Below are 16,439 nucleotides of genomic sequence, written 5' to 3'. Positions count from 1 at the left end.
AGGACGTCGCCGGACATTCACACTGTTAAGGGCCACCCACACGGGTGGCCCTTAACATTTGTGGCAGTAGTTTTGTCTGAGCGCAACACCCTCGTACGACCGATAGGAGTCACCGTGGCTACGCCACCTCGCACCCCCCGTTCTGGCCCGGGCGATCGCTCTGGCCGTGGTTCGTCCGACGGCTCGGGCCGTGCCGGCCGGGCTGGTGGTGGGCGTTCCGACTCCTCAGGTGGCGGGCGCTCTGGCGGCACTGGCGGTTCCGGCGGTCGGTCTGGCGGTGGTTTCCGTGGTGGCGCGGGCGGTTCGAGCGGCTCCGGTGGTCGCTCCGGCTCCGGTAGCGGTGGCTTCCGTGGCGGCGCCGGCGGTTCTGGTGGCGGCTTCCGCGGTGGCGCTGGTAATTCCGGCGGTTCTGGTTCTGGTTCTGGCGGTTCTGGCGGTCGCTCGGGGGGCGATGACTACCGTGGTGGGTCCGGCGGATCCGGTGGGCGTTCTGGCGGTGACGGCTACCGCGGTGGTGCTGCTGGACGCTCTGGCGGCGCTGGTGGAAGTGGTGGTTCCGGACGTGGTGGTGCTCCGCGCACTGGCGGTCCCGGTTCCGGTGCTCCCCGGGGCGCTGGCGGCGGCCCTCGTAGCTCGAGCTTCTCCCGTGACGACCGTTCCGGCCCCCGCAGAGACGACCGTTCCGGTCCTCGTCGGGATGACCGGTCGGGCCCCCGCCGGGATGAGCGCGCTGGTGGGCAAGGCGAGAAGCGCAATACGCGGTGGGATGACAAGGGTGCTCCGGGGCGTGACCCGTTCCGTGGACAGCTGCCCAGCAGTGGACCCCGCCGCGACGATCGCCCCGCAGGCAAGCGTGACGACAGGGCGTCCTGGTCGCGCGATGACGACCGTTCTGCTCCGAGGCGTGACGACCGTTCTGGCCCCAGGCGTGACGATCGCTCTGGCCCCAGCCGCGACGACCGTTCTGCGCCGAGGCGGGATGACGGGTATGCGCCCAGGCGCGATGACCGCGGTGGATACCAGAGCAGTGAGCGGCCGCAGCGGGATGACCGTGGGCCGCGGCGTGACGACCGTCCTGCCGGCGGCCGGGACGACAGGTCTGCGCCGCGGCGCGATGACCGCGGTGGGTACCAGAGCAGTGAGCGGCCGCAGCGCGATGACCGTGGGCCGCGGCGCGACGACCGTCCTGCCGCCGGCCGGGACGACAGGTCCGCGCCGAGGCGGGATGACAGGTCTGCGCCCAGGCGCGATGACCGTTCTGCGCCGAGGCGGGATGATCGGTCCGGGCCTCGTCGGGATGATCGCTCGGGACCGAGGCGCGATGACCGGTCCGGGCCGCGGCGCGATGAGCGTGGCGGGCGGCGGAACGACCGCAACGAGCGGGGCGGCCGCGGCCCCGGGCGCTCTGATGAGGAGAAGGTCGGGCCGCGTCGGGATGACCCGGCGATCCCGGCTGGTATCACCGGAGCTGAGCTCGACCGCTCGGTGAAGGCTGAGCTGCGGTCGTTGCCGCGCAGCCTTGCTGATCTGGTTGCGCAGCACCTGGTCGCTTCTGGGCAGTTGCTGGACCAAGACCCTGAGCTGGCCTACCTGCACGCCAAGACCGCACGGCGACTCGCCGCGCGGCTGGGCGGCGTACGGGAGGCTGTGGCGATCACCGCGTACCTGTCTGAGCACTATGACGAGGCGTTGACCGAGTTCCGTGCGGTCCGGCGGATGACGGGGAACCACGAGGTGTTGCCGATGATGGCGGACTGCGAGCGAGCGCTCGGGCGGCCGGAGAAGGCGCTCGCGTTGTCGCGCGAGAAGCAGGTCCACCAGCTCGAAGAGGCCTCGCAGATCGAGATGCTGATCGTGGCTGCGGGTGCGCGCCGGGACATGGGCCAGACGGCGGCGGCGATCCAGACGCTCGACGTGCCGGAGCTGACGAAGCGGACGCGAGCGGAGTGGTTGCCGCGGCTGCGTTACGCGTACGCCGATGCGCTGGCGGAGGCCGGGCGTACCGAGGATGCGCTCGTGTGGTTCCACCGCGCGGCCGGCGCTGACGCGGACGGTTCCACGGGGGCAGCAGAGCGCGCGGCGGAGCTCGAGGGCCTGCAGTTCACCGACCTCGATGACGACGACGATGACGACTACGACGACGAGACGCCCGAAGATCTCGCTGACGAGGACCTCACCGACCAAGACCTCGCCGGTGACGAAGACGACCTCGGAGTTGCCGGCCTCGAAGACGTCCAGGACGACGACCTCGACGACGAGGACGAGGACGACGAGCAGGACGAGGACCTCGAAGACAGCGCGGACCTCCAGCGCGGGGACGAGGACGACGAGCAGGACGGCCTCGAAGACAGCGCGGACCTCCAGGATGAGGACCGGAGCGGCGACGAGGACCTGAGCGGCGACGAACCGGTCGTCGACGATGCGCTCGACGGCGAGGTCGACCTCCCAGCCGACGTCGATGAGGACGTCGATGAGGACGTCGATCAGGACGTCGATCAGGACGTCGAAGGTGGGCAGGACGAGGAGGATGGCGTCCCGCTGACCGGCGAGGTCAAGCCGGATGACGGGGACGACTTCGTGGACGATGCCTCGGAGAAGGACCAGCCGAAGGGCTGACGAGCAGGTGAGACGGCCCGGGCGGGCAGCGGAGATTCGCTGCCCACCCGGGCCGCTTCTCTGTCTGCAGAGCCCGGCAGAGCGCCATTGAGGCGCTCGTCCCTGGGCGAGGTTAGGGACAGTCAGCGAGAATGGGGTGGTGGAGACCCCGGAAGTGCTGACGTCTGAGTCGCCGGCTGGTGCGCTGGTCGCGGCGGCTCTCGTCAAAGGGTCGAAGCGGCTGGAACGCTCCATCGCCATGGCGGTCAACTCCGAAGACGACGCCATTCACCAAGTCCGGGTCTCCTGCCGACGGCTCCGCAGCGACCTGAAGCTGTTCCGCAAGCTCCTGAGTGGAGATTGGGCGAAAGGCCTCCGGGCCGAGCTCGCCTGGCTGGCGCTGAGCTGCGGAGAGGCGAGGGACCTCGAGGTGATCGCAGCGCTGGTCCGCGACAACGCCATCAGCGAGGATGATCCCGATCACCTGGCGACGATTCTCACCACCTTGACGGTCGGACTGGAGCGAGCTGCCGCGCGTTCGGTCGAGGCCGTCACCAGTGAACGAACTTCCTTGCTGGTAGAGGACCTGGAGGTCGTCGCGGCAGCACCTGCGCTCAAGGAGACGGCTTCGCGGGCCGCTGGGGAGGTTCTTCCTCAGCTGCTGGAGAGCGCGCGCAGTACGTTCAACGAGGCTGCTGAGCAGCTCAAGCCGTGGAGTCCTGACGACGACTGGCACGAGGTGCGGTTGCTGGCGAAGCGCGTGAGATACGCGGCCGACACGAGCGCGTCCGTACTCGGCGACGAGGCGAAGGAGATCGCCGTACAGGCCGCGCGGTTCCAGGAACTGCTCGGCCAGCACCAGGATCATTGCGCCGCGGCCGATGCCCTCGATCTGCTGGCCAAAGAGGCGGCGGCCCAAGGTGATGCGGAGCTGTCGTTCTCACTCGGCCGGCTGATCGAGCGACACCGCGCGGCCCGCAAACCCCTGCGCGAGGAGTTCCTCAGCCTGTACCACCGGCCCTGAGCAGCTAGTGTCCCGACTCGGGCAACGTCCGGAAGAGCAGTCCTACCCGGGGTTTCGGCCCGAATGACGTCGCCTTCTGCGGGAGAACCGCGCCCCGTACTGCGGACCGCAGTACCTGGTCCATCCTCGGCGCCACCAACTCCACGGCCGCCCGAGCTGGTCCGGCCAGTGCGATCGCGTCCCCGAGCGCGTGGTGGAACGTGATCTCGTCGGCCGGGACACCCCAGGCAGGCAGGAGTACCTCGTGGAGCAGTGACACGGTCGGGCTCACCTGGCCCTCGGTGGATCGCAGCGTCACCCACGAGATCCCGTCGAAGATGGCGATCCGGTCGGGCACGCCTTCCACCCGCCCGGGAAGCACCTCCCACCCGGCCGGCGTACGGGCCTTGACCAGCTCGAGGGAGAGGCCGGGGACAACACGGTGGATCGGGTCGAGGGTGAGCGGGTGGCGGTCGTTGTCGACGAGCATCGCGAGGCCGACGTCGGTGCCGGGGCGTCGGGGTTCGCGTCGGGAGCGTTCGAGGTAGGCCGCGTAGCGGTGGTGGCCGTCGGCGATCAGGGCTTCGTGCTGCGCCAGTTCCGCCGAGATCGCGGCGAGCGTGTCAGGGTCGTCGATCCGCCAGATCCGGTGGTGCGCGCCGTTGTCCGTGTCGGCCGTGACCCAGGGAGTCCCCGAGCGGGCCGCGTCGACGGCATCACTGGCCGCGCCGCCCCCGCCGTACGCGAGCAGGATCGGTTCCAGATCGGCGTCCGTCGCCTCCATCAGTTCGAGGCGGTCCTCGACCCAGTGCTGCATCACGCTCTCGTGCGGGAGCACCACCTGCCGGGCCGGATCGAGGCCGAGCGACCCGACCAGACCGCAGAGCACGGCATCGCCGAACTGCTGCTCGTACACGTACAACGCGGGCCGGGAGTCCTGGATCACGACGCCGTCGCGTTGCCAGTCGATCAGCCGGCGGGCGGGCTCGCCGTACCGGCCGGGGCCGAGGTCGGGGTCGCGTGGAAGGATGAGCCTCACCATGTTGTGCAGATCAGAATCAGTCAGCCGCCGGACGATGGCGGGTTCCAGCACGTCGTACGGCGGCGACGTGACCGCGCCGAGTGCACTCACCTTGCCGGCGACGAACCGCCAGGCGCGCAGCGGCTCCAGCCGCAGCACGTTCCCGGTGGCTTCTGACATGGGCGGCATCGTACGGGGGGAAGCGTGACTCGGACACAAGAACCGCCCGCCCCGCTGTCGGCTTGTGACGAACCGCTCGCCCAGCGGTACGACGTGGCGCTGCTCGACCTGGATGGTGTCGTGTATGTCGGGCCGGATCCCGTGCCCGACGCGCCCGAAAACCTCCGCAAGGCCGCCAAAGAAGGCATGCGGATCGGCTACGTCACCAACAACGCCAGCCGGCCAGCCTCGGTGGTCGCCGAGCATCTCGCGTCGTTCGGCCTGGACGTGATCCCGGACGACGTGGTCACCTCGGCCCAGGCGGCCGCGAAGCTGATCGCGAGCGACTTCCCCAAGGGCTCGGCCGTCCTCGTCGTCGGCGGCGAGGGCCTGTACGTCGCGCTGGAGGAATACGGGTTGAAGCCGGTCCGCAGCAGCGACGCGGATCCTGTCGCGGTCGTGCAAGGATTCCACCCGGACGTGAACTGGGTGATGCTCGCGGACGGCGCGCACGCGATCAACGAGGGCGCCCGGTGGTACGCGACGAACCTCGACCTGACGATCCCCACGGCCGCCGGCAAGGCGCCGGGGAACGGGACGTTGGTTCAGGCGGTCCGTGCGGCGGTCGAGGTCGATCCGGTCGTCGCCGGCAAGCCCGAACCGCCATTGCTGGAGACGAGCATCGAGCGGCTGAAGGCGGAGCGGCCGCTGATGATCGGGGACCGGCTGGATTCCGACATCGAAGGGGCGCACAACGTCGGTATCGCGAGCCTCTGGGTGGCGACCGGGATCAACGACGCCCACGATCTCGCCGCGGCTCCGAAGAACCAGCGGCCGACGTACATCGCTGCTGGGCTCGGCGCGTTGGCCGAGACGCAGCCCGGCGTGAAGGTCGACGGAAGCAAGCACAGCTGCGAGGGCTGGACTGCTGAGGTGGTCAACGGTGCGGTCGCGGTGACTGGCGAGGGGAAGCCGTTCGACGGCCTGCGCGCCATTCTGTCGGCGGTCTGGGCGGCGGTGGATGGTCCGGCGAAGCCCGGAGCCGCGGCCAAGGTGCCGACGAAGACCAGCGGGCGGGGGCGGCGGCCGCTGCCGAAACCCGCGCCGGCGCCGGGTTCGATCGACATCGATGCCGCACTCCGCAAGGTAGGCCTCGGCAAGTAGCCGCTGGTCGTGGGCTTGATCGCGGCATAGTCACAGGCATGGTCGGCCTGGTAATGGGGGGCGGGCGCGATACCGTGGCAGGCAACGAAGCGAGGAGGCAGTCATGGTGATGGACGCACTGCGCGGCTACGTACAGCTGGCGAACGGTCTGACCGAGGTGACGAGACAGCGGGCCCAGCAGGCCGCGAAGGCGCTACTGCAGCAGACCGGCGCGGACACGTTGACCTCCGGCGTTACCACCAAGGCGACAGAACTGGCCGACGAGATCGTTGCCACCAGCAAGAGCAACCGCCAGCTGCTGCTGGCGATCGTCTCGAACGAGGTCGAGGGCGCCGTCGCCAGGCTGGGCTTCGTCCGTTCCGAGGAGGTCGCCGCGCTGACGAGGCGCGTCGAGGGACTCGAGCGCGAGCTCGCCGACGCCAACGAGGCGGTTGCCGCGGCGACCGCGTCCCGAGGTTCTGCGCCGGCTTCGGCTGAGGCCGCTCCAGCGGTTTCCGCGTCCGCGAAGGAGGCGGCGAAGAAGAGCACGCCGGCCAGGAAGGCCGCGCTGAAGAAGCCGGCTGTGAAGAAGTCCGCAGCGCAGAAGTCGGCGGCCAAGAAGTCGGTGGCTGAGAAGGCGCCGGCGAAGAAGGCGGCCAAGAAGGCCCCGGCGAAGAAGGCGTGACGTGACCGAACACCCCGGCGAGCAGTTTCCCCCGGCGGTCGACCCCGACGTCGAGCCGGCCTTCGAACCGCAGCCCGACGAGGAGTCCCACCCGGACTACGACTCCGAACCCGAACCGGAACCGGAGTCCCACCACACCTCCGTCCCTCGCCCCGGAGCCTGGATCAGACCAGCCGCGCCCCAGCGGCCCACCTCTCCGTCCGCCGAGACCGGCGATGGCCAGCACGGCGACGAGGTGGGCTCGCCCTCTCCGTCGTTCAAGCCCGGGCCGCCGACCACGTACCAGGCACCCCGACCCGGCCCGTCGTACCAGGGGGCTCCGGCAGCTTCGGCGCACGAGCCCGCACCGGCTCCGCCGTACCCGGAAGACGCGCGAGAATCGGCGGATTCGGCGTACCAGGACGATTCGGAGTACAGGGAAGAGGGGGCTCATCCGTTGGTGGAGGAGACGATGGCTCGGCTGGAGGGTTTGCGCGAGCGGCCGGTGGCCGAGCATGCCGAGGTGTATGCGGACCTCCACGAGCGGCTCCAGAGCGCGCTGGTCGAGGCAGACGCCGACGACCGTGGCTGAATGAGCAGGGCAGGCTGAGTGGCCAAGGCAGTCCGGCGGTCCCGGCTTGATGCTGAGCTGGTCCGGCGCGGCCTGGCCCGGTCCCGTGACCACGCAAGCGAGCTGATCGCAGCCGGCAAGGTGAAGGTGTCGGGTGCGGTCGCGACCAAGCCGGCCACCGGTGTCGGGGCCGATGCGCCGATCCTGGTGAACACCTCGGAGACCGACGACCCCGGCTATGCGTCGAGAGGCGCGCACAAGCTGGTCGGAGCGCTGGAGGCGTTCAGCGGCGTCCAGGTGAAGGGTCGCAGATGTCTAGACGCGGGCGCGTCCACCGGCGGCTTCACGGACGTCCTGCTGAGGAACGGAGCGGCCAGCGTGATCGCCGTCGACGTCGGCTACGGGCAACTCGTCTGGTCGCTGCAGACCGACGACCGCGTCACCGTGATGGACCGCACCAACGTCCGCACCCTGACGCTCGAGGAAATCGGCGGTGATCCGGTCGAGCTGGTGGTCAGCGATCTGTCCTTCATCTCGCTGACGCTGGTCCTGCCCGCGCTGATCGGCGTGGTGAAGCCGGACGGCGACCTGGTGCTGATGGTCAAGCCGCAGTTCGAGGTCGGCAAGGAGCGGCTCGGCAAGGGCGGCGTGGTCCGCGACCCGGAACTGCGGGCCGATGCGGTCCGCGGAGTGGCTGCGAAGGCGGCCGAGCTGGGCTGGGGTGTCGAGGGCGTCGCGGCCAGTCCGTTGCCTGGTCCGTCAGGAAATGTCGAATACTTCCTGTGGATACGCCGTACAGCGTCGGTTCTCGATGAGACGATGCTCCGGACCGCCATCGAGAGCGGCCCGCAGTGAGTCGAGTGAAGGCAGGTCCTCGTGGTTGAGCCGGCGTCCGATCCACGGCGGGTGCTGCTGGTCACGCACACCGGGCGCGATCTGGCGGTCGAGGTGGCCCGGGAGGCGCACCGGCTGCTGACCGGCGCGGGGATGGTGGTCCGGCTGATCGGCGACGAGGCCGAGGCGCTCGAGCTGGACCCGGTCGAGGTCGCCTACGACGCGGAGAAGGCCGCCCAGGACGTCGAGCTGATCATCGTGCTCGGCGGCGACGGGTCGATCCTGCGAGGCGCCGAGCTGGCCAGGCCGCACGGGACGCCGGTCCTCGGGGTCAACCTCGGGCATGTCGGGTTCCTGGCCGAAGCCGAGGTCGACGACCTGGAGCGGATCGTCGAGGTGGTGGTGAACCGCACCTACACGGTCGAGGAGCGGATGACGCTCGCGGTCGACGTCCACGTCGGCGACGAGCTGGTCTTCGACACCTGGGCGCTGAACGAGGCCAGCATCGAGAAGGCGGCCCGCGAGCGGATGCTCGAGGTGATGGTGGAGGTGGACGGTCGCCCGCTGTCGCGCTGGGGCTGTGACGGGGTGGTCGTCGCGACGCCAACCGGCAGTACGGCGTACGCGTTCTCCGCCGGCGGGCCGATCGTCTGGCCCGAGGTCGAGGCGATCCTGATGGTGCCGCTGAGCGCGCACGCGCTGTTCTCCCGGCCGATCGTGGTGGCGCCGACGTCGCAGTTGACGGTGGAGCTGGTCGCGGCCTGGCACGGTCGCGGGGTGGTGTGGGCCGACGGTCGCCGGATGGTCGAGGTGCCGCCGGGCGCCCGGATCCAGATCCGGCGCGGCAAGACCCCGGTGCGGTTGGCGAGGGCGCACGAGGCGTCGTTCACCGACCGGCTGGTGGCCAAGTTCGACCTGCCGGTTCTCGGCTGGCGGGGCGCGGCAGAGCGCAAGCGAAGCGCACAAGAGGAGATCTGAGTCACCATGCTCTCTGAGATCCGCATCACCGGTCTGGGCGTGATCGAGGACGCCACCCTGGAGCTCGACCCCGGCTTCACCGCGGTCACCGGCGAGACAGGTGCCGGTAAGACGATGGTCGTGACCGGCGTGAACCTGCTGCTGGGCGGGCGCGCGGACAGCGGCCTGGTCCGCCATGGCGTTCGCCGGGCGAGGGTCGAGGGCCGGGCCAGCGCAGTGCCGAGGTCGATCGTGCAGCAGGCCGAGGACCGCGGTGGCGAGCTGGACGACGACGAGCTGCTGATCGCGCGGGAGCTGTCCTCCGAGGGGAGATCCCGGGCCTTCCTGGGCGGCGCCTCCGTGCCCGTTTCCGTGCTTGCCGAGGTGTCAGGCGACCTGGTCGCGATCCACGGCCAGGCTGATCAGTGGCGCCTCCTGCAGCCGGCCCGGCAGCGGGAGACACTCGACACCTTTGCCGGCAAGGCGGTTCTCGTCCCGCTGGGGGAGTACACAACGGCGTACCGGCGGCATCGGGAGGTCGAGACCGAGCTGACCGAGCTGACCACGCGGGAGCGTGACCGGCTGGCCGAGGCGGATCTGCTGCGCTTCGGGCTGGAGGAGATCGCCAAGGCGGAGCCGCTGCCCGGTGAGGATGTGGAGCTCGCGGCCGAGGAGGAGCGGCTGGCGTACGCCGACGGCCTCCGTACTGCGGCCACTACCGCGGCCGACGCGCTGGCCTCGGAAGACCTGGACTCGAGCCGCCCGGGCGACGTGCTGGGGCTCCTGGCACTCGCGAAGCAGGTGCTCGACGGAGAGCGCGAGCATGACGCCAAGCTGGCCGAGCTCGCCGATCGCGCGAGTGAGCTCGGCTATCTCGCGGCAGACCTGGCCGGGGAGCTGTCGTCGTACGCGGCGGATGTGGACACCGATCCGGCCCGGCTGGCAGCGGTGAGTGAGCGACGCTCTGCGTTGACCGGCCTGGTCCGCAAGTACGGCGCCGACGACGGCACGGTCGACGAGGTGCTCGACTGGGCGAAGCGGTCGGCCCAACGGCTGGCCGAGATCGAGGGCAGTGACGAGCGAGTCGGGCAACTCACCGCCGAGCGGACCGAGCTCCAGGCGCAGCTGAAGGATCTCGGCGACCAGGTGAGCGCGGCGCGGAAGGAAGCAGCCGCGCGGCTCGGGGTCGCCGTGTCCGAGGAGCTCAGCGGGCTGGCGATGCCGCATGCGAAGTTGACCGTCGAGGTGCACGAGACCGCGGCTGGGCCGTTCGGCGCCGACGAGATCGAGTTCTGCTTCGCCGCCAACCCGGGCAGTCCGGCGCGTCCGTTGCAGAAGGCGGCGTCGGGTGGTGAGCTCTCGCGGGTGATGCTCGCGCTCGAGGTGATCCTGTCCGACACGCACCCGGTGCCGACGCTGGTGTTCGACGAGATCGACGCCGGAATCGGCGGACGGGCGGCCGTCGAGGTCGGGAAACGGCTTGCCAGACTGGCCGAGAAGGCCCAGGTGATCGTGGTCACGCACCTACCGCAGGTGGCCGCGTTCGCGGACCGTCACGCGGTGGTGCTGAAGAGCGACGACGGTTCGGTGACGACGAGCGGTCTGGTCGCGCTGGATGACGATGCCCGGCTGAAGGAACTGTCGCGGATGATGGCCGGTCTGGAGAACTCCGACGCCGCCCAGGCCCACGCCGAGGAACTCCTGGCCCTCGCCGCCGAGCGGCACACGAAACCGAGGAAGAAGAAGCGCTGAGCGAGCGTTCTGCGCGGTCGTCCCCGGTCCGTCGAAAGGATGATTTGACGGGGTGTGACCTGGGTAGAACTACGTGAATGCCTGCCGCGGGGCCTCAAAAGGCGGGCGGACGCCTCTTGCCATGGCAGGATGAGAGCGCGATGAAACTGCCCAGCCTGCGGAGAGCACGCCCTACTGAACTGCCCGGGATCGCCGGGGTGGTCCGGCTGGACCGCCGTACCAAGAATCTCACCAAACGGCTGAAGCCGGGTGAGATCGCCATCATCGACCATGTCGACCTCGACCGCGTCAGCGCCGAGGCCCTGGTGGACTGCCGGGTCGGCGCGGTCGTGAACGTGTCCGACTCGATCAGCGGCCGGTATCCGAACCTCGGTCCGGAGATCCTGGTCGAGGCCGGTATCCCGCTGGTCGACGGGATCGGTGCTGAGGTCTTCTCCGTGCTGCACGAGGGCGAGCGTGTCCGCGTGCACGACGGGGTGGTGTACCGCGGCGAGGAGGTCGTGGCCAAGGGCATCTCGCAGGACAGCCTGACCGTCGCGGAGCTGATGGACGACGCCCGCGCGGGCCTGTCGACCCAGCTCGAGGCGTTCACCGCCAACACGCTGGACTACCTGCGCCGCGAGCGGGATCTGCTGCTCGACGGCGTCGGTGTGCCGACGATCCACACGCCGATGGACGGCAAGCATGTGCTGATCGTGGTCCGCGGGTACGACTACCGCGAGGACCTGGTCGCCCTGCGGCCGTACATCCGCGAGTACAGGCCGGTGCTGATCGGGGTCGACGGCGGCGCCGACGCGCTGGTCGAGAACGGCTACCTGCCGGACCTGATCGTCGGCGACATGGACTCGGTCAAGGACGAGACCCTCAAGTGCGGGGCCGAGGTCGTCGTCCATGCCTACCGGGACGGTCGCGCGCCGGGTTCGGAGCGGCTCGAACGCCTCGGCGTGGACTCGATCGAGTTCCCCGCCACCGGCACCAGCGAGGACGTCGCGATGCTGCTGGCCGACTCCAAGGGCGCCTCGCTCATCGTCGCGGTCGGCACCCACAACTCGCTGGTGGAGTTCCTCGACAAGGGGCGCTCCGGGATGGCCAGCACCTTCATCACCCGCTTGCGCGTCGGTGCCAAGCTGGTGGACGCCAAGGGCGTCGGCCGGCTGTATCGCAGCCGGGTGTCGACCTTCCAGGTGGTCGCGCTGATCGTGGCCGGCCTGTTCGCGCTCGGTGTCGCCATGGTGGCCATCGGCGCGGATGACGTGCTCTGGTCGATCCTTCGGGCACGCTGGAACGACCTCGTTTACTGGATCCGGGAGCTGTTCGCGTGATCGACTTTCGTTACCACATCGTCTCGATCGTGGCGATCTTCTTCGCCCTGGGCGCCGGTGTGGTGCTGGGTGCCGGCCCGCTCAAGGGCACCGGCAGCGACATCGTCGCGAGCCAGGCGAACAAGGACCGCGCCGCGCTCGAGGACGCCCGTGCACAGCTGATCGCGGCCAAGGCACTGGACAAGTACCGCGACGACTACGTCGCCAAGGTGACGGCAGGGCTGACCACCGCCAAGCTGACCGGCAAACGGATCGTGATCGTGACGATGCCGGGGGCGGACAGCGACATGACCAACGCGATCAACGACGAGCTGACGGCGGCCGGTGCGCAGGTCACCACCCGCGTTGCGCTGGACAGCAAGCTCTTCGACCCGACCCAGCGTCAGCTGGTCGAGCCGCTGGTGAACCAGCTCGTCACCGCCGACATGACCTTCCCGGCCACCAGCAACACCTACCAGCGGGCCGGCATGATCCTTGCCCGCGGCATCGTTGCCAAGGACGAGGGGAAGCTGGTCGACTCCGAGGCCACCAAGATCCTCAGTGGGCTGACCGACTCGAAGCTGCTGTCGCTGAAACCGACCCCGAAGGACCGGGGCAGCCTGGTCGTCGTGGTCGCGGCGAAACCGCCGACCCCGGCGCCGGACAACGCGACCTACAACGACGCTGTCGACTTCGCCGAAGGGCTCGACCTCGGCAGCGCCGGTGTGGTGGTGGCGGGGATGCCGGAGAGCGCGCAGAACGGCGGCATGCTGAAGACGCTGCGCGGTGATTCGGAGGCGACCAAGATCGTGTCGACGGTGGACGTGGCGAACCTGCCCAGCGGCCAGGCCACGGTCGTCTTCGCGCTGGTCGAGCAGGTCAGCGGCAAGGCCGGGCAGTACGGCGGAGTGGACGCCAGGAACGGTGTCGCCCCGTCCGCGGTTCAGGCCCAGGGCAGCTGATGGGCCTCGGAAGGCTCGGTGCTGCTGTCATCTCGGCCGCAGCGACGACCGCTCTGTCGAAGGCGGCCGACAAGTTGCCCAAGGAGAACCGCGAACCGTTCGAACGCACCAACCACCGCGGCGAGGCGGTCACGCTGCTCGAAGGACCGGTCGCGGTCCTCGGTGCGCTGGCGGGAGTAATCGCCGCACCGTCGACGACCGGCCGGGTCAAGGCCGCCGCGCTGCTGGCCGGATTCGTCTCGGGAGCAGTCGGCGCGTACGACGACCTGGCGGGAACCACGACGGCCAAGGGATTTCGTGGTCACCTGAGCGCGCTGCGCCAGGGCGAGGTGACCAGTGGTGCGGTGAAGATCCTCGGCGTCGGCGCGGCCGGCCTCGTCGCGGCGGCGTTGCTGCCTCGTCGGTCCAGGGGATTCGGCGCGGTCGTCGAAGTCGTTGCCGACGGCGCCTTGATCGCCGGGACCGCGAACCTCACCAACCTGATGGACCTCCGACCGGGCCGCGCACTGAAGGCGGTCACGGCGTTGAGCGCGCCGGTGGCTCTGGTCAGTGGACCGGCCGCCGCCGTGGTCGGCGCGGCTGCCGCTGCGGCTCCTGCCGACCTGGGCGAGCGTTCGATGCTGGGCGACTGCGGCGCCAACGGGCTGGGCGCGATCACCGGTACGGCGTTGGCCGCGTCGCTGCCGCGTCCGTTGAAGGTGCTGGCGCTGGGCGCGGTGTTCGCGCTCAACCTGGCGAGCGAGAAGGTCAGCTTCACCAAGGTGATCGCCGAAACGCCCGTGCTCGACAATCTCGATCAGTGGGGCCGACGACCCAGGTGACCGGGCTGTGACTGAGTTGTGATCATGGGCGGTCGGATTGCCCGGGCGGCACTACTGGTTGCCGGGGTCACCGTTCTGGCCCGCGTCGTCGGGTTCGGGCGATGGCTGGTCTTCTCGAAGACGGTCGGGGCGGGGTGTCTCGCGGACGCTTATGCGACGGCGAACCAGCTTCCGAATGTGCTGTTCGAGATCGTGGTCGGCGGTGCGCTCGCCGGTGCGGTGATTCCGGTGCTGGCCGGGCCGGTGGCTCGCGGGGATCGTGCTGCGCAGGGGCGGATCATCGGTGCGCTGTTGACGTGGTCCGTGGTGTTGCTGACGCCTTTCGCCTTGCTGGCCTGGCTGTTGGCTTCCCGTTACACCGACGCCATGCTCGATGCTGGTCCTGAGTGCGGTGGCTCGTCGGACACGGCCACGCGGATGCTGCTGATCTTCGTGCCGCAGGTCTTCGGGTATGCGATCACAGTGGTTGCGACGGCTGTGCTGCAGTCCCACAAGCGGTTTGCGGCCGGCGCTGTGGCTCCTTTGGTGTCCAGCTTGGTTGTCGTGGCGACCTACTTCCTCTTTGCCGCCGCGGCTCCCGAGGCTGACAACGCGTCCCGGGGAGCTGCGGATTTGCTTGCCTGGGGCACCACTGCCGGGGTGTTCGCTCTGGCTCTCACCGTGCTCGTGCCGATGCTGGTACTGCGGTTGCCGATCAAGCCGACCCTGCGACTCGATCCCGGCGTAGGCCCTGTACTGCGGAAGCTCGCTGTGGCCGGCCTCGCAGTACTGGTTGCGCAGCAGGTGGCATTCCTGGTCACGACCTATCTGGCGAATCACCGGGGCGCTGCGGGCAGCATCGCCGTCTACACCTGGGCGAACGCCGTCTACCTGCTGCCGTATGCAGTGCTGGCGGTTCCGATCACAACCGCGGTGTTCCCGCGCCTGGCAGCTGCTTTCGAGTCGCGTGACAACGCTGCCTTCGACTTGTACGCCGCCACGTCCACTCGGGCGGTCGTGCTCGCGGGGGGAGCCGGCGCGGCACTCCTGGTCGGTACGGCGATCCCGGTGGCGCGGATCTTCGCGTACGACCACGGCCGGGTGGTTGAGGCGCAGGCGTCGTCACTGGCAGCCGGTCTGGTTGCGTTTGCCCCGGCGATCATCGGGTTCTCGGTGCTGATGCACGTGGGCCGGGTTCTCTACGCACGGCACGCCGGCCGCCAGGTCGCGGTCGTGACGGGCGTCGCCTGGTTGGTTGTAGCCGTCGCCGGCGTGGTCCTGACTTTGCAGTGGGACGGGCTGGATGCCGTAGGTGCCCTGGCGGCCGCGATGTCGGTCGGCATGATCGCAGGGGCGGTTGTGCTGCTTGTGGTGTTGCGCAAGGTCGCCGGACCTGGTGTGCTCAGCGGGTTGCCGCGCGCGACACTCGCGTCCCTGCTCGGAGCCGTCCTCGCCGGAGCTGTCGGCTGGCTGGTCGCCCTGCCGTCCAGTGACGGTGGTTGGGTCAGCGCCCTGGTGTTCTCGGTGCTGTCCGGCCTCGCCGTCGTGATCGTGTACGCCGTGGTCGCCGTGGCCGTGGATCGTCCGGATGCGCGGGCGATGCTGCGTCGTGGTGTCCCGACCGCTGTGGAGGAGAAGCAATGAGGATCGGCCTGCTGCTGGCGGAGTCCCGGGGCGGGATCGGCCAGCACGTCGTCTCCCTCGTGCCGCGCTACCTGAAGGCCGGGCACGAGGTCGTGGTGTGCGCTCCGCCCGGGACAGCGGACCACTTCGACTTCGGCGAGGCCACGGTGGTGGCGCAGGCCCCGGGACTTCGCGGCTGCGACGTGATCCACGCGCACGGCTACCGCGCCGGCATGGCGGCGCTGCGGGACCGGTCGAGGCTGCGCCCGCTCGTGGTGACCTGGCACAACGCCGTCCTCGCTCCGGGCCCTCGTGGGCTCGTGATGCGACTCGGTCAACGCTTGGTGGCCCGAGGTGCGGACCTGACTCTAGGGGCCTCTAGCGACCTCGTGGAGCTCGCCCGGTCGCTAGGCGCACGCCAGGTCCGCCTGGCTCCCGTGGCGGCTCCAGCGGTCCCTGACGTCCGTACGCCGTCCGCTGCGGTGCGGGAGGCTCTTGGGATCGGTGACGCGCCGCTGGTGCTCACGGTGGGCCGGCTGGCTCCGCAGAAGGACTACCCGACGCTACTGTCCGTAGCTGCGGACGTTGCCAAGGATCGGCCCGATGTGATGTTCGCTGTGGTCGGTGACGGACCGTTGCGGGACAACCTGCAGGCGCGGATCGACGCGGAGGGCCTGCCGGTGCGGCTCCTGGGCCACCGGAACGACGTGGCGGATCTCCTGGGCGCGGCTGACGTGTTCCTGCTGACTTCCCACTGGGAGGCGCGCGCCCTCGTGCTGCAGGAGGCGCTGCAGGTCGGCGTACCGGCTGTGGCGACGGCTGTGGGCGGAGTACCCGAGCTTGTGGGGGACAGCGCAGTACTGGCGTTTCCTGGCGACTCGCGCGGGCTGGCGGACGGCGTACGGAAGGTTCTGGCGGATCCTGAGGCGGCGGCCGCAATGCGGACAAAAGGCCTGGAGTTGGCCGCTGGGTGGCCGGACGAGGACGAGGTCGCAAAGAATCTGCTCGACATCTACGCGGGTCTCGTCGCGACCACTGGTTGACAGCGGGTAGG

At 69.8% G+C, this 16,439-nt stretch carries 15 protein-coding genes; 14 read left to right on the top strand and 1 reads right to left on the bottom strand.

Features of this window, described 5'->3' with window-relative positions:
- Positions 1-166: 166 nt before the first annotated feature.
- The 3 genes from ABD210_RS04305 (at position 167) to ABD210_RS04295 (ending at position 3,619) form a co-directional block, all read left to right on the top strand.
- Positions 167-1,489, top strand: a complete 1,323-nt coding sequence (locus tag ABD210_RS04305; RefSeq protein ID WP_344108943.1) for a hypothetical protein — start codon at positions 167-169, stop codon at positions 1,487-1,489.
- The gene (locus ABD210_RS04300; RefSeq protein ID WP_344108941.1) at positions 1,486-2,616 is read left to right on the top strand and encodes a tetratricopeptide repeat protein; all 1,131 of its coding nucleotides are present in this window, start codon (positions 1,486-1,488) and stop codon (positions 2,614-2,616) included. Before ABD210_RS04305 ends, ABD210_RS04300 begins: the two co-directional genes overlap by 4 nt.
- Before the next feature lie 139 nt (positions 2,617-2,755).
- Positions 2,756-3,619, top strand: coding sequence for a CHAD domain-containing protein (locus ABD210_RS04295; RefSeq protein WP_344108939.1), 864 nt, complete (start codon positions 2,756-2,758; stop codon positions 3,617-3,619).
- A gap of 4 nt (positions 3,620-3,623) precedes the next feature.
- Here the strand turns inward: ABD210_RS04295 and ABD210_RS04290 are convergent, their stop codons facing one another.
- On the bottom strand, positions 3,624-4,799 hold the full coding sequence (locus tag ABD210_RS04290; RefSeq protein ID WP_344108937.1) for a DUF1015 family protein: 1,176 nt from the start codon (positions 4,797-4,799) through the stop codon (positions 3,624-3,626).
- 24 nt (positions 4,800-4,823) lie between these two features.
- Here ABD210_RS04290 and ABD210_RS04285 point away from each other — a divergent pair, with 24 nt between their 5' ends.
- From ABD210_RS04285 to ABD210_RS04235, 11 genes are all read left to right on the top strand, one after another.
- Positions 4,824-5,942, top strand: a complete 1,119-nt coding sequence (locus ABD210_RS04285; RefSeq protein WP_344108935.1) for an HAD-IIA family hydrolase — start codon at positions 4,824-4,826, stop codon at positions 5,940-5,942.
- Positions 5,943-6,045: 103 nt separating this feature from the next.
- Positions 6,046-6,606, top strand: coding sequence for a polyhydroxyalkanoate synthesis protein PhaF (locus ABD210_RS04280; protein ID WP_344108933.1), 561 nt, complete (start codon positions 6,046-6,048; stop codon positions 6,604-6,606).
- Position 6,607: 1 nt separating this feature from the next.
- Positions 6,608-7,177 carry a hypothetical protein gene (locus ABD210_RS04275; protein ID WP_344108931.1) on the top strand — a complete coding sequence of 190 codons (570 nt, stop codon included), beginning with the start codon at positions 6,608-6,610 and terminating at the stop codon, positions 7,175-7,177.
- Between the two features lie 18 nt (positions 7,178-7,195).
- A complete protein-coding gene (locus ABD210_RS04270) occupies positions 7,196-8,011 on the top strand; it encodes a TlyA family RNA methyltransferase (RefSeq protein ID WP_344108929.1) in 816 nt (271 codons plus the stop codon).
- Positions 8,012-8,032: 21 nt separating this feature from the next.
- Positions 8,033-8,968 (top strand): NAD kinase, encoded by a 936-nt coding sequence (locus tag ABD210_RS04265; protein ID WP_344108927.1) that lies wholly within the window; start codon positions 8,033-8,035, stop codon positions 8,966-8,968.
- A gap of 6 nt (positions 8,969-8,974) precedes the next feature.
- Positions 8,975-10,699: a DNA repair protein RecN gene (gene recN, locus ABD210_RS04260; protein WP_344108925.1), complete on the top strand. Its 1,725-nt coding sequence runs from the start codon at positions 8,975-8,977 to the stop codon at positions 10,697-10,699.
- Between the two features lie 140 nt (positions 10,700-10,839).
- On the top strand, positions 10,840-12,021 hold the full coding sequence (steA, locus tag ABD210_RS04255; RefSeq protein WP_344108923.1) for a putative cytokinetic ring protein SteA: 1,182 nt from the start codon (positions 10,840-10,842) through the stop codon (positions 12,019-12,021).
- A complete protein-coding gene (locus ABD210_RS04250) occupies positions 12,018-12,962 on the top strand; it encodes a copper transporter (RefSeq protein WP_344108921.1) in 945 nt (314 codons plus the stop codon). Before steA ends, ABD210_RS04250 begins: the two co-directional genes overlap by 4 nt.
- Positions 12,962-13,783: a hypothetical protein gene (locus ABD210_RS04245; RefSeq protein WP_344108919.1), complete on the top strand. Its 822-nt coding sequence runs from the start codon at positions 12,962-12,964 to the stop codon at positions 13,781-13,783. The genes ABD210_RS04250 and ABD210_RS04245 overlap by 1 nt, the downstream gene beginning before the upstream one ends.
- A gap of 24 nt (positions 13,784-13,807) precedes the next feature.
- Positions 13,808-15,406 carry a murein biosynthesis integral membrane protein MurJ gene (murJ, locus tag ABD210_RS04240; protein WP_344108917.1) on the top strand — a complete coding sequence of 533 codons (1,599 nt, stop codon included), beginning with the start codon at positions 13,808-13,810 and terminating at the stop codon, positions 15,404-15,406.
- Positions 15,403-16,428, top strand: coding sequence for a glycosyltransferase family 4 protein (locus tag ABD210_RS04235; protein ID WP_344108915.1), 1,026 nt, complete (start codon positions 15,403-15,405; stop codon positions 16,426-16,428). The genes murJ and ABD210_RS04235 overlap by 4 nt, the downstream gene beginning before the upstream one ends.
- The last annotated feature ends 11 nt before the right edge of the window (positions 16,429-16,439 follow it).

This window comes from Kribbella alba, from assembly GCF_039529635.1.
Lineage (GTDB): Bacteria > Actinomycetota > Actinomycetes > Propionibacteriales > Kribbellaceae > Kribbella > Kribbella alba.
Note: the sequence above shows the minus strand (reverse complement) of the source record. Positions and strands in the feature narration are given on the sequence as shown.

What these genes read in the sequence shown, in the direction of transcription:
- ABD210_RS04290 (WP_344108937.1), bottom strand. Translation starts at nt 4,799, where the DNA reads ATGTCAGAAGCCACCGGGAACGTGCTGCGGCTGGAGCCGCTGCGCGCC.
- ABD210_RS04280 (WP_344108933.1), top strand. Translation starts at nt 6,046, where the DNA reads ATGGTGATGGACGCACTGCGCGGCTACGTACAGCTGGCGAACGGTCTG.
- recN (WP_344108925.1), top strand. Translation starts at nt 8,975, where the DNA reads ATGCTCTCTGAGATCCGCATCACCGGTCTGGGCGTGATCGAGGACGCC.
- steA (WP_344108923.1), top strand. Translation starts at nt 10,840, where the DNA reads ATGAAACTGCCCAGCCTGCGGAGAGCACGCCCTACTGAACTGCCCGGG.
- ABD210_RS04245 (WP_344108919.1), top strand. Translation starts at nt 12,962, where the DNA reads ATGGGCCTCGGAAGGCTCGGTGCTGCTGTCATCTCGGCCGCAGCGACG.
- murJ (WP_344108917.1), top strand. Translation starts at nt 13,808, where the DNA reads ATGGGCGGTCGGATTGCCCGGGCGGCACTACTGGTTGCCGGGGTCACC.
- ABD210_RS04235 (WP_344108915.1), top strand. Translation starts at nt 15,403, where the DNA reads ATGAGGATCGGCCTGCTGCTGGCGGAGTCCCGGGGCGGGATCGGCCAG.